This window comes from Agrobacterium sp. a22-2, assembly GCF_012276985.1.
Taxonomy (GTDB): domain Bacteria; phylum Pseudomonadota; class Alphaproteobacteria; order Rhizobiales; family Rhizobiaceae; genus Allorhizobium.
Map to the genome: position 1 here is coordinate 25,140 of NZ_JAAXMM010000020.1, position 12,802 is coordinate 37,941.

The following is a 12,802-nucleotide window of genomic DNA, read 5'->3' on the forward strand; positions in this document are numbered from 1 at the left end:
TCGCTGCGACCTTATTCATGGTCGATCGTGCCGGGCTTTGCGCTGTGGTGATAGACTTGGAAGATCAGCAGGGCCTTGATGGTGCGCAGCAGCCAGAGCGAAAGGCCGATGGCCAGCGGTCCCCAGAGCAGGATATGCAGCCAGACCGGCGGCGAATAGGTGATCTCGGACCAGACGGCGAGGCCGACCACCAGAAAATCGGCAATCAGGATGACGAAGATCGAGGCGCCATCGCCGGTATCGGCGAAGGAATAATCCAGCCCGCAGTTGGAACAGCGCGGCTTGAGCTTGGTCAGGCCGTCGAACAGCTTGCCCTGACCGCAACGCGGGCAGCAGGCGCCAAGGGCCGCCTTCTGCGGCGTGACCGGAGCATAACGTGCGGTGTCTTCGTCCATGGTCATTCCCTTTGCATGCCCTGCGCCCTTTCATTAGATTATCCCGATTGCAGAGGCAAACCTTAAAGGGCATGCTTTCGCCGAAGCGGAGGAGTTGCCGTGTCATGAGCACCATGCAGAACTGCGGGCAGGTCGTCATTCTGAACGGCATGCCGCGATCCGGGAAAACCACGATCGCCAGCGCCATCCAGAGCCGTTTTCCGGGCCTGTGGATCAGCCTTTGCGCCGGCGTGCCGCGTTCGGAGCCAAAGGTGGAGCGAGGCGCAGTAGACGCGGGCATGGCCGGCGAGCCGCCGATATCGGCCGTTCATGCCGCACTCTACGAGGCGATCGCGCTCTATAGCCGCATGGGGCTGAACGTGGTGGCCGATTTCGGCGTCAACGGCCGACCGATCCGCCCGCCCGGACTGCTTTCCCACTGCGCCCGCCGGCTTTCGACCTATCCGGTGCTGCTGGTCGGCATGCGCAACCTGTCATCGGACCTGGCCAGATCCCGTCGCCGCGACGGCACGGCAGGGCAAGCGCTGTTTCGCCGCGCCGATGAGGCCATGCCCTTGCTGCCGGCCCCCTGGCAGCGGCCCGGTCTCTACGACATGGAACTCGACACGGATGTGCTGACGCCGACCGAATGCGCCGACGCCATTCTGGAGCGTCTCGACCGCGGCATTCCCCGCCCGACGGCGCTGGAGCGGGTGGCCGGGCGCGCCTGAGGCGCGATTTCCGGCAGACGAACTGGCAAGCAAACAAAAGGCGGGGCCGATATCCCGGCCCCGCCTCTTTTATTCAGTTCAATTGTTGTCGGTCAGTGCGCCAGCGGTGCGCCCCAGTCGCCCCAGATGTAGATGGCGAAGAACAGGAACAGCCAGACCACGTCGACGAAGTGCCAGTACCAGGCGGCGGCTTCGAAGCCGAAATGCTGCTTCGGGGTAAAATCGCCCTTCAGCGCCCGCAGCAGGCAGACCAGCAGGAATATGGTGCCGACCAGGACGTGGAAGCCGTGGAAGCCGGTGGCCATGAAGAAGGTGGCACCGTAGATGCTGTCCTTGAAGCCGAACGGCGCGTGGGCATATTCATAGCCCTGCACGAAGGAGAACAGCGCGCCGAGGAGAACGGTCAGCGTCAGGCCGCTGATCAGGCCCTTGCGGTCGCCGTGCAGCAGGGCATGGTGCGCCCAGGTGACACAGGTGCCCGACAGAAGCAGGATGACGGTGTTGTAGATCGGCAGGTGCCAGGGATCGAGAACCTCGGTGCCCTTCGGCGGCCACTGACCGCCGGTGAACTCGACGCGGCTTGCCTGGATCGCTTCGTTGGCAAACAGGCTGGCATCGAAGAAGGCCCAGAACCAGGCGACGAAGAACATCACTTCCGAAGCGATGAACATGATCATGCCGTAGCGCAGATGCAGCGACACGACGCGGGTATGGTGTCCCTCGTGGGCTTCCTTGATGGTGTCCGCCCACCAGCCGACCATCGTGTAGAGCACGAGGGCAAGGCCGATGAAGAACAGCCACGGAGAGGCCAGTTCCAGACCGAACAGCTTGAACGAACCGGCGTTCAGATAGCGCATATAAGCCACGCCGCCGAAGGCCATTACGAAAGCGCCGATCGAGGCCAGCAGCGGCCACGGGCTCGGATCGATGATGTGGTAGTCGTGATTCTTCTGATGCGCTTCGGCCATGTCAGCAATCCCCGAATGTCAAATTCTGTCCAGGCCCGGCTTGACCGGACCCGTCCTCTTACAGTTTTGGATTTCCGTCCACACCTTCCGCCGGCAATTGTGCCACCGGCTTATCCCCCTCATGCGGATAGAAAGTATAGGACAGGGTAATCGTTCCGATATCCTTGGTCTCCTCCTGATCGACAATTGCCGGATCAATGAAGAATACCACGGGCATTTCCAGGCTTTGGCCGGGCTCCAGCTTCGTTTCGGTGAAGCAGAAGCACTCGACCTTGTTGAAATAGGCCGCAGCCTCCATCGGCGTCACATTGAACACCGCCTGGCCGCTGGTGGCACGCGGCGACCGGTTGGTCGCCAGATAGTCGATCTTGACCGTCTCGCCGATCTTCAACTCGATGGATTTCTGGACCGGCTTGAAATCCCAGTTGAGGCCCGACGATACATTGGCGTCGAAGGTCACCTTCATGGACTGGTCGAGCACGGTATCGGACATCTGCTCGACGCGCTGCGTCGTGCCGTTATAGCCGGTGACCTGGCAGAACATGCGATAGAGCGGCACGGCAGCGAAGCTTACCCCGACCATGCCGCCGACAAAGGCGAGACAGGCCAGCAGTACCACAACGTTGTTGCGCGACTGATGGGTGGCGGAACTGCTCGTCATGCCGCCTCCCCTATTGTCCGACATTGCTGATCTTGATCAGCGTCATGACGTAGAACAGAACGACAAGGCCGGCCAGAACCAGGCCAAGGGCGATGTTGCGACCGCGACGGGACTTCTTCTGGGCCTCGTTGAGCTTGATGGTTTCCATCAGACAGCGCCTCCAAACAGACTCATGATCGTCAAGGCATAATGATCGACCAGAAGCGCCGAGAAGATGGCAAAGAGGTAGACGATCGAAAAGGCGAAGAGCTTCTTGGCCGGCAGCATCTTCACATCGCCGTCGGGCATGCGCCAGACGGCGATGGAACAGAGAACGAAGACAAGGCCGAGCATGGCGGCGACGATGCCATAGCCGAGCGATGCCAGGCCCGTCAGCGTCGGAACGACGCCGCAGACGGCCGTCAGCACGGCGTAAAGCGCGATCTGGCGCTTGGTCACGGCCTCGCCGGAGACGTTCGGCAGCATCGGCACGCCGACCGAGCCGTAGTCGCGCATCTTGAACAAAGCGAGCGCCCAGAAATGGGCCGGCGTCCAGAAGAAGATGATCAGGAACAGGACGATGCTGTCGAGCGACACGCCGCCGGTGACGCAGGCCCAGCCGATCATCGGCGGGAAGGCGCCGGAGGCGCCGCCGATGACGATGTTCTGCGGCGTCGAGCGCTTCAGCCACATCGTATAGACCACGGCATAGAAGAAAATGGTGAAGGCCAGCAGGCCGGCCGACAGCCAGTTGACCGTCAGGCCGAGGATGGTGACCGAGAAAGCCGAGAGCACCAGACCGAAGGCCAGAGCCTCCTCAGGCGCGATGCGGCCGGCGGGAATGGGGCGATTGGCGGTGCGGGTCATCACGGCGTCGATATCGGCGTCGTACCACATGTTGAGCGCGCCGGAGGCGCCGGCACCGACCGCGATGCAGAGAATGGCGATGGCGCCCAGCACCGGATGAATATGGCCCGGCGCCAGAACGAGACCGGCAAAGGCCGTGAAGACGACCAGCGACATGACCCGCGGCTTCAACAGCGCGAAGAAGTCGCTGGCACCGGCTTCCGAGAGGCGCAGTTCGCCTTCTCCGCCGAGACCTTCAATCGTGTCGATGACTGCCATTCTATGGTTCCGATCCTGCCGTTTGTGCCCGGCGCCGGGGGATCTCTTTCAATCCCGCGGCGCCAGGCAATCTTGGGTCTTGGCCGCTTACTTGATGCGCGGCAGCTGTTCCCACTGGTGGAACGGCGGCGGCGACGACAGCTGCCATTCAAGCGTGGTCGCACCCTCGCCCCAGGGATTGTCGCCAGCCACCCGCTTGCGGGCGAAGGCTTCAAACACGCAGACCAGGAAGATCAGCACGCCGACGGCCGAGATGTAGGAGCCGATCGAGGAGACGTAGTTCCAGCCGGCAAAGGCATCGGGATAGTCGATGTAACGGCGCGGCATGCCGGCGAGGCCTAAGAAATGCTGCGGGAAGAACACCATGTTCACACCGATGAACATGACCCAGAAATGCAGCTTGCCGAGGAATTCCGAATACATGTAGCCGGTCATCTTCGGGAACCAGTAGTACCAGGCCGCAAAGATCGCGAACACGGCGCCGAGCGACAGAACGTAGTGGAAATGGGCCACGACGTAATAAGTGTCGTGCATCGAGCGGTCGAGGCCGGCATTGGCCAGCTGAACGCCGGTGACGCCGCCAACGGTGAACAGGAAGATGAAGCCGATCGCCCAGACCATGGGCGTGCGGAAGGACAGCGAACCGCCCCACATCGTTGCGATCCACGAGAAGATCTTGATGCCGGTCGGCACTGCGATGACCATGGTGGCGAACAGGAAGTAGCGCTGCGCGGAGAGCGACAGGCCGACCGTGTACATGTGGTGGGCCCACACGACGAAGCCGACCGCGCCGATGGCGACCATGGCATAGGCCATGCCGAGATAGCCGAAGACAGGCTTTCTCGAGAAGGTCGAGATGATGTGGCTGATGATGCCGAAGCCGGGCAGGATCAGGATGTACACTTCCGGGTGACCGAAGAACCAGAACAGGTGCTGGTAGAGAATCGGGTCGCCGCCGCCTTCGGGCGCGAAGAAGGTCGTGCCGAAATTGCGGTCGGTCAGAAGCATGGTGATGCCTCCTGCCAGAACCGGCAAGGAGAGCAGCAGCAGGAAGGCGGTGACCAGCACGGCCCAGGCAAACAGCGGCATCTTGTGCAGCGTCATGCCCGGAGCGCGCATGTTGAGGATGGTGGTGATGAAGTTGATCGCACCGAGGATCGAGGATGCGCCTGCGATATGCAGCGAGAAGATCGCCAGATCGACCGCCGGTCCGGGCATGCCCGAAGTCGACAGAGGCGGATACATGGTCCAGCCGCCGCCGACGCCAAAGGCGCCCGCCGGTCCTTCGACGAACATCGAGAGCAGGAGCAGCAGGAAGGCCGGGACGATCAGCCAGAAGGAGATGTTGTTGAGACGCGGAAACGCCATGTCAGGCGCACCGATCATGATCGGGATCATCCAGTTGGCAAAGCCGCCGATCAGCGCCGGCATGACCATGAAGAAGATCATGATCAGGGCGTGGCCGGTGGTGAACACGTTGTACATGTGCTTGCCGCCGTCGATGGCCGCGTCGCCTTCGAAACCGTAGACCATGGAGGCCAGGCCGTGGAAGATCTGGATACCAGGCTCGGCCAGTTCCCAGCGCATGACAACCGACATGGAGCCGCCGATGATGCCGGCGATGATGGCGAAGATCAGATAGAGGGTACCGATGTCCTTGTGGTTGGTCGACAGGAACCAACGGGTAAAGAAGCCCGGCTTGTGGTCGTGATGATCATCGTGGTGGTGCGCGCCCTGACCGTGAGCGTGTTCGTCGTGGGCAATAGGTCCAGCCATTGTGCTCACTCCCTCTCTTACTTCGAAACGTTTTCGGCGAGCTGCACGGCAGATGCCGCACCGTCGACCGAGGCCATCAAGGCCTTGTTGGCATCGCCCAGATTGGTGGCGGCAGCCGCCAGCCAGGTGGTGTACTTCTCTTCCGAGACGACGCGGATGGCGATCGGCATGAACGCGTGGTCCTTGCCGCAGAGCTCCGAACACTGACCGTAAAACAGGCCTTCACGGTCGGCCTTGAACCAGGTTTCATTGAGGCGGCCCGGCACAGCATCGATCTTCACGCCGAAAGACGGCATGGCGAAGGCATGGATGACGTCGGTCGGCGCCGCGGTGACCAGCAGGCGCACGGTCTTGCCGACCGGCAGCACGACCTCGTTGTCGACGGCGAGCAGGCGCGGATAGATCGAACGGTCTTCCTTGCCGGCAGCGGCGCGTTCTTCGTCCTTCAGCAGATAGGAATCGAAGGCAAGCGGTGTCTCGCCCTGATATTCGTAGTTCCACTGCCATTGGGTGGCGGTGGCCTTCAGGGTGATGTCGGGATCCTTCGGGATGCTCAGCTGAGCCGTCAGCAGGTTGAAGGACGGGATGGCCAGGAACAAAAGAACCAGAACCGGACCGAGGGTCCAGACGATTTCGATGGCCGTGTTATGGCTGGTCTTGGAAGGCACTGGATTGGCGCCGGCGCGGAACTTGACCGCGACAACGATCAGCAGGATCAGAACGAAGATCGTGATCGGAATGATGAACCAAAGGGTATAGTCCTCAAACCAGCGGATCTGCTCCATGATCGCCGTCGCGGCGGGCTGCAGATCGATCTGCCAGTCGACCGGCTGGTCTGCAAAACTGCCGGTGGCAAAAAGCAGACAGGCCATGGCGGCCAAAACTGCGCAAGCTCTGTTAATCACGATGGTGTCTCCCTCATGCGTTTGATCCAGGTCAAACCAAAACGCCTAATGCATGCTATTCTTTGCGTTTAAAATCACAGTTTGCCCACATTCGCAATATCTGCGCGGAAAAGGCTGTGCGGCATTTTTGTCCATCGTCAATTTGGCTTGAGGGCCGCGCCTTCTCAAGTGCTTACCCCACCATCGAAAAGCCCCGACACGGCGCCGAAAGCCTTTCGGTTCGGTCCCAATTATGCCTCACTCGGCTGGAAAAGACACGGCAGGGCTTTTCAATGCCGGCCCGCCCGACAAGAATGGTCGCGATGATTCGATTTCCAGAGGTACCCATGGGTTTCAACAGTCTTGCGCGGATAGGTCTATTCGCCACCGGCATCGCCTTGGCCATGGCCGGCGTCCCTGCGCATGGCCAACAGCCGCAGCCGGGCACGATCCGTTCCAACCATGGCGCATGGTCGGTGATCTGCGATACGCCGGCCGGGACATCGGTCGAACAATGCGCGCTGATGCAAAACGTGATTGCCGAGGACCGCCCCGAGGTGGGGCTTTCCGTGGTGGTGCTGAAGACCGCCGACCGCAAGGCCAAGATCCTGCGCATCCTGGCGCCGCTCGGCGTGCTGCTGAAGGACGGCATGGAACTCTATGTCGACGCCAACAATATCGGCCGGGCCTATTTCACCCGCTGCTTCGCCGAGGGCTGTTATGTCGAGGTCGAAATCGACGAGGAGCTGATGAAGATCCTGCGGGCCGGCAAGAATGCCGTGTTCGCGCTGCGCGAATCGGCCGACCAGGACCGCGTCGGCATTCCGATCGAACTGGCCGGCTTTGCCGCCGGCTATGACGCCCTGCCCTGAGCCAGACTTCCAAAGGCTTTTGGGCGAGATGCATTGAGGAACGCCCGGTCGCCCTTGCCGCGCCGGTTGCGCGCGACTACATGGGTTGATCCGGTATTGGAGATAACCATGACCACCGATCTCATTTCTTTGTTCGACTGCGACGAGACCGCGCTGCGCGCCGCCGTGGCCAAGGCGCTGTCCGGCGCCGATGACGGCGAACTCTATATCGAGCATGCGCAGTCCGAATCGCTGAGCTTCGACAATGGCCGGCTGAAGGGTGGCAGCTTCAACACTGACCAGGGCTTTGGCCTGCGCGCGGTGGCCGGCGAAGCGGTCGGCTACGCCCATGCCGGCGAACTGTCGCTTTCGGCGCTGACCCGGGCTGCCGATGCGGTTGGCGCCGTGACCCACGGCCATGCCGGCTCCTATGCCGCGGCCCCGCAGCGCACCAATGCGAAATTCTACGGCGAGGACAATCCGATCGGCAGCCCGTCCTTTGAAGAAAAGGTCAAGCTGCTGTCGGAGATCGACGGCTATCTGCGCGCCAAGGACCCCAAGGTCCGCCAGGTCACCGCGTCGGTTGCCGCCAGCTGGCAGGTCGTCGAGATCCTGCGCGCCGACGGCCATCTGGTGCGCGATATAAGGCCGATGACGCGGCTCAACATTTCCGTGGTGGCCGGCAGCGGCGACCGGCAGGAAAGCGGCTCGTTCGGCGTCGGCGGCCGCGTCGGCTTTGCCGACTTCCTGACCGAAGAGAGCTGGCACGATGGCGCCGACGAGGCGCTGCGCCAGGCGCTGGTCAATCTTGAGGCGATCGAGGCGCCGGCCGGCACGCTGGACGTGGTCCTGGGCAATGGCTGGCCGGGTGTCATGCTGCACGAGGCGGTCGGCCACGGGCTGGAAGGCGATTTCAACCGCAAGAAGACCTCGGCCTTTGCCGGCCTGATGGGCGAAATGGTGGCATCGCCCGGTGTGACCGTCGTCGACGACGGCACGATCGACAACCGCCGCGGCTCGATCACCGTCGACGATGAAGGCACGCCGTCGGCCTATAACGTGCTGATCGAGAACGGCCGGCTGGTCGGCTACATGCAGGACCGCCAGAATGCCCGGCTGATGGGCATGAAGGCGACCGGCAACGGCCGCCGGCAGGGCTATTCGCACCAGCCGATGCCGCGCATGACCAATACCTACATGCTGTCCGGCGACAAGACGCCGGAAGAGATCATCTCTTCGGTGAAGAAGGGCCTCTATGCCGTGTCGTTCGGCGGCGGCCAGGTGGACATCACCTCCGGCAAGTTCGTGTTCGGCTGCACCGAGGCCTACCTGATCGAGGACGGCAAGGTGACCGCGCCGGTCAAGGGCGCCATGCTGATCGGCAACGGTCCGGACGCCATGCGGCGCATCTCGATGATCGGTAACGACATGAAGCTCGACACCGGCATCGGCAATTGCGGCAAGGCCGGCCAATGGGTACCGGTCGGCGTCGGCCAGCCGCATCTGAGGATGGACCAGGTGACGGTCGGGGGGACCAGGGCGTAAGGGCTGATAACGTCCAGAGCCTTTGACCATTGTCGACCACCGGCCGAAGCTTCGGCAATGTGATCTATGGAGCTTCGACACCATCACACAGGCGCTCGGCGATATCTCCGGCCTCTTCTATTCTCCGAACGCTGAAAGTGCTTCAAAGCGGCAGGCTATGAGGCGGAATAGATGCGACACGTTTTAGATAGCTGGCTGTCGCTACCTATTATTCGCCTTTACCATTGTCACTTTTGATTTTTTTGCGGATTACTCTTCCTGGATTAATAATAATCACCAAGATAATCGAGGCTATCACCACATATATAGGTGCCACAGGAATCAGCGGCGAGATAATTGAGGCTAATATTCCGGTCAATCCACAATAAAACATAAGGGACCAACGGCCGCATAAAAGTAAATATAAGTACTGTCGTACAATTTTTAATATTACACTTAATATTTTTTCTATCATCGTCTATCCAAATAATATTTTTGCTGCCTGCAACAATCTTCATCAGGCATTTTTTATTTAACTCATTGCATCGCAACGCTCTCGGCCGGATCCCTTTCAGATCTAAGTTTACCTTAATCGATTGGCCTTCCTCATTTTTCGTCTTGCCTTTCGATTTCCCTTTTCCTTCTGGCATCCCTAATTATTAGCCATATTATAAATATAGAAAGCGACGGTACTACGGGATACAGAATAAAGAACAAGACATTGTGTTTTTCTCTTGGATAGCTTGTGTAGCTATCTAGCAGCAGCATTATTGGAGCGATGATGACATATAGGATAGAGAACTTATCGGATACCGTAGTGTATCGAGCGAGAAGTTTGATTTCTTCCTTCAAATGATTCTCCCAATGCATTTATTCAAGAAGACCTGAACGATGATGTTCCTCAGATGATCTGATATTCGTAAATCAACCTGCGATGCGACCACGCTGGCGCCATTATTTTACGTTGGCATACGTCCTCTTGGGCGAGGCCCGAGGGAGCACGCGACGGTCTGGAGCGCAATTATCCGTCGGCAATATGCCCCGCGAACGGCACGCCACGCAAGTGGACTGCGAATTGGGAGTGGGCGATGGTTCCGCCGCTTACAGCCGAATGAGGCATCGTGATATGGCACGTTATCTTGACGGCTTTGCTTCGGAAATGTTCCGAACGGACTGAAATCCCGCCACAGGAGGCAGCATGACCCGGTATCTGGTGGCCATTCATCGCCCTGACGATTACGATCCGTCCATCGCGGAGGATGAGGCGATGGGGCGTGATATCGACGGGCTCAACGACGAGATGGTGGCGGCGGGCGTCAGGGTTTTCGTGGGCGGGCTGCGGCCGGTCGCAAACGCGATTTCGCTTAGGGCCTTACCCGATGGCGAGGTGCTGATCGCGGCCGGGCCTTACCTGAAGAGCCAGGAGCATGTCAGCGGTTTCTGGGTGCTTGACGTTGCCGACATGGACGAAGCGCTCACCTGGGGCCGCAAGGCGGCCATCGCCTGCCGCGCGCCGGTCGAGGTGCGGCCGTTTCACTGAGGGTGGAGCGCCTGCGGCCGGCCGTGGAGAAAGGCGCAATGGCAGCCGGATCCTGAACTTCGGATGAAGCTCAGGATCTCAGTCATTTGGTGATCCGGTCCGGATTGATGGGCCGGAGCTTCGGTCATCGAAGCGTCAGATTGCCAGGCCGCCGGCGATGTTGATGGTTTCGCCGTTGATGTAGCCGGCGTGTGGGCCGGCGAGGAAGCAGATGGTTTCGGCCACTTCCTCAAGGGTTGCGATGCGGCGGATCGGGTGCATGTCCAGGATGGCGTCGCGGTTGGGAAGTTCGCCGGCCACATCTGCGGCCATGTCGGTGGGCATGATGCCCGGCTGAACCACGTTCACGGTGATATTGCGCGGTCCAAGGTCGCGGGCGATGCCCTTGGCATAGCCGGCCAGCGCCCATTTCGTTCCGGCGTAATCGGCGACGCCGGCAAAGGGCACAGCAGCGCCGAGCAGAGAGCCGACGAAGATGATGCGGCCGCCATCGGAAAGCTTCGGCGCTGCGGCGCGGGTGTTGGCGATCGTGCCCATGACATTGACCTGCCACTGGCGGTTATATTTGTCGCCGTCGAGATCCGGATCGTCGACCATCTGGCCCTGAATGGCGATACCGGCATTGTTGACGAGGATGTCGAGCCGCCCGAACTCGGCCATTACACGATCGATCAGCGGTTTGGCAGAGCTAAGGTCAGCCTGGTCGCTCTTGACCGCGATGGCGCGAACACCCTTGGCCTTCAGCTTTGCCACGACGGCGTCGGCCTTGTCGGCGGATGCCGCATAGCTGATCGCCACGTCTGCGCCATGATCGGCGAATGCTTCCGCCGTGGCCGCTCCGAGCCCGCGGGATCCGCCGGTAATCAGCACGACCTTGCCTTTGAATGTGTCCGACATAACGAAATTCCTTCGATGTTCGATTTGGTTTCATCCACCCAACAGGTGGATATTTTTCGTAACGACCGTTACTATAACGATTGGTATGAAATTTGACGAATGACGTCAAGCGGTTTAATAATGGTCGTTATGAAATCATTGGAGACCACCTGATGGGACGCCATCGCGAGTTTGACGTGGAGAAAGTCCTCGACGCCGCGTTGTGCGTGTTCTGGCGCAAGGGCTATGAGGGCGCCTCCTATGCCGACCTGACGGCAGCGGCTGGGGTCGAGCGACCTGCCCTCTATTCGGCCTTCGGCAACAAGGAGGCGCTGTTCCGCCAGGCGCTCGACCGCTACTACGTGCGCTTCCTGGACTATATTCCGGCAGCGCTGGCGCTTCCCACATCGCGGCAGGTGGCAGCCCACATTCTCCACCATGCGATCGACCTCAACACGCGCTTTCCAGACCATACGGGATGTCTCGTCATCAACGGCGTTCTGGCCGGGTCGGACGACGCGGAGCCTGTCCGGCAGATCCTGATCGAGGCGCGGGCGCTCGCCGAGACCCAGCTTCGGGAACGTTTCGAGAAAGCAAAGGCCGAGGGCGACCTGCCCGAAACGGCCAAACCGCACGCCCTTGCAGCCTTCCTGATGGCGGTGCTGCACGGCATGGCGGTGCAAGCCAAGGCCGGCTTCAGCCGCGACACGCTGGAGGATGTCGCCGAGCAGGCGCTGGCGAGTTGGCCGGCGGGGCAGTCGGGTGTGGCGGAAGGGGTGTAGTGAGGCGGTGGGTGATGACGAGATTAACAAACTCGAGCAACAGGAATTGACGTCTGCCCGCCCCTCATGCCCATTAGGTTAGTCTGGACACCGAAAACGCCGACTGACGTCAAGACGATCTATCTCTACCCAGTCCTTAAGAGGGTTCCACGATGGCAGTCTTCTTTCTCACGATTGTTGGCATAGCCTGTGGTTTGGTTATCTTGGCGGTGGTGGTTCTGTTTTCGCTCAGAGTCAGAACCTCGAAGAAAGTGTTGCCCAACTCAGCCGACCACCATGATGTCTTCGACAAGGACCCGAGCCTCTATAGCTCCTACGATCCGCCTGACAGTTGATCGGTTGGGGTGCCAAACGACGCAAATCACCGGCGCCAAATCAACCCGCTTCACCGACCCGGCCGAAAACGCCATTTTCGTTCGATCGCGTCTTCAATGTTCAAGCCGTGATGGTGTGCGAAGAGCAGGACGTGGCCGAGCAGGTCGGCTGTCTCGTCCTCCATGGCCTGGCGCAGATCGGCATCGCTCAGGCCCTTCCGGCGGCTGCGGCCGCTGATTCGGTTGCTGACTTGGGCCAGTTCCCCGACCTCCTCCAGCAGTTTCAGCAGAAACCAGTCGGAATCGCGGCTTACGCCATGCACTTGCGCATAATTTTGTGACGCAGCCTCGAATTGGGCCATCAGTTCACGCATCGCCATGTTCCCTATATGTTCAGGAGAACACTGGCCGATTCCC

The 12,802-nt window shown here is 60.4% G+C and carries 14 protein-coding genes; 5 read left to right on the top strand and 9 right to left on the bottom strand.

The features are described 5' to 3' along the window. Positions 1-11: 11 nt before the first annotated feature. Positions 12-395, bottom strand: a complete 384-nt coding sequence (locus tag HFC70_RS24045; RefSeq protein ID WP_168475844.1) for a DUF983 domain-containing protein — start codon at positions 393-395, stop codon at positions 12-14. A gap of 104 nt (positions 396-499) precedes the next feature. Between HFC70_RS24045 and HFC70_RS24050 the strand changes: the two genes are divergently transcribed. Beyond that, on the top strand, positions 500-1,105 hold the full coding sequence (locus HFC70_RS24050; protein WP_168475845.1) for a chloramphenicol phosphotransferase: 606 nt from the start codon (positions 500-502) through the stop codon (positions 1,103-1,105). 92 nt (positions 1,106-1,197) lie between these two features. Here HFC70_RS24050 and HFC70_RS24055 read toward each other — a convergent pair whose 3' ends face one another. The 6 genes from HFC70_RS24055 to coxB form a co-directional block, all read right to left on the bottom strand. Then, positions 1,198-2,073 carry a cytochrome c oxidase subunit 3 gene (locus tag HFC70_RS24055; protein WP_168475846.1) on the bottom strand — a complete coding sequence of 292 codons (876 nt, stop codon included), beginning with the start codon at positions 2,071-2,073 and terminating at the stop codon, positions 1,198-1,200. A gap of 58 nt (positions 2,074-2,131) precedes the next feature. After that, positions 2,132-2,734: a cytochrome c oxidase assembly protein gene (locus tag HFC70_RS24060; RefSeq protein WP_168475847.1), complete on the bottom strand. Its 603-nt coding sequence runs from the start codon at positions 2,732-2,734 to the stop codon at positions 2,132-2,134. Between the two features lie 10 nt (positions 2,735-2,744). Beyond that, positions 2,745-2,882 (bottom strand): hypothetical protein, encoded by a 138-nt coding sequence (locus HFC70_RS24065; protein ID WP_168475848.1) that lies wholly within the window; start codon positions 2,880-2,882, stop codon positions 2,745-2,747. Next, complete coding sequence (locus HFC70_RS24070; RefSeq protein ID WP_168475849.1) at positions 2,882-3,838, bottom strand: heme o synthase; 957 nt, start codon at positions 3,836-3,838, stop codon at positions 2,882-2,884. Before HFC70_RS24070 ends, HFC70_RS24065 begins: the two co-directional genes overlap by 1 nt. A gap of 87 nt (positions 3,839-3,925) precedes the next feature. Then, entirely contained in the window at positions 3,926-5,614 is a 1,689-nt protein-coding gene (ctaD, locus tag HFC70_RS24075; protein WP_168475850.1) for a cytochrome c oxidase subunit I, read from the bottom strand. Between the two features lie 17 nt (positions 5,615-5,631). Next, positions 5,632-6,519, bottom strand: a complete 888-nt coding sequence (gene coxB / locus HFC70_RS24080) for a cytochrome c oxidase subunit II (protein WP_168475851.1) — start codon at positions 6,517-6,519, stop codon at positions 5,632-5,634. Between the two features lie 326 nt (positions 6,520-6,845). Here coxB and HFC70_RS24085 point away from each other — a divergent pair, with 326 nt between their 5' ends. The 3 genes from HFC70_RS24085 to HFC70_RS24095 all read left to right on the top strand — a co-directional run bounded on the left by HFC70_RS24085 (position 6,846) and on the right by HFC70_RS24095 (position 10,413). After that, the gene (locus HFC70_RS24085) at positions 6,846-7,370 is read left to right on the top strand and encodes an invasion associated locus B family protein (RefSeq protein WP_168475852.1); all 525 of its coding nucleotides are present in this window, start codon (positions 6,846-6,848) and stop codon (positions 7,368-7,370) included. A 108-nt stretch (positions 7,371-7,478) separates the two neighbouring features. Beyond that, complete coding sequence (tldD, locus tag HFC70_RS24090; protein WP_168475853.1) at positions 7,479-8,894, top strand: metalloprotease TldD; 1,416 nt, start codon at positions 7,479-7,481, stop codon at positions 8,892-8,894. Positions 8,895-10,071: 1,177 nt separating this feature from the next. Further along, the gene (locus tag HFC70_RS24095) at positions 10,072-10,413 is read left to right on the top strand and encodes a YciI family protein (protein WP_168475854.1); all 342 of its coding nucleotides are present in this window, start codon (positions 10,072-10,074) and stop codon (positions 10,411-10,413) included. A 135-nt stretch (positions 10,414-10,548) separates the two neighbouring features. On the opposite strand, the gene HFC70_RS24100 is transcribed toward HFC70_RS24095, so the two are convergent. After that, positions 10,549-11,310 carry an SDR family NAD(P)-dependent oxidoreductase gene (locus HFC70_RS24100; protein WP_168475855.1) on the bottom strand — a complete coding sequence of 254 codons (762 nt, stop codon included), beginning with the start codon at positions 11,308-11,310 and terminating at the stop codon, positions 10,549-10,551. A gap of 152 nt (positions 11,311-11,462) precedes the next feature. Between HFC70_RS24100 and HFC70_RS24105 the strand changes: the two genes are divergently transcribed. Beyond that, the gene (locus HFC70_RS24105) at positions 11,463-12,071 is read left to right on the top strand and encodes a TetR/AcrR family transcriptional regulator (protein WP_168475856.1); all 609 of its coding nucleotides are present in this window, start codon (positions 11,463-11,465) and stop codon (positions 12,069-12,071) included. 385 nt (positions 12,072-12,456) lie between these two features. On the opposite strand, the gene HFC70_RS24110 is transcribed toward HFC70_RS24105, so the two are convergent. Further along, entirely contained in the window at positions 12,457-12,759 is a 303-nt protein-coding gene (locus tag HFC70_RS24110; RefSeq protein ID WP_168475857.1) for a MazG nucleotide pyrophosphohydrolase domain-containing protein, read from the bottom strand. Positions 12,760-12,802: the final 43 nt, after the last annotated feature.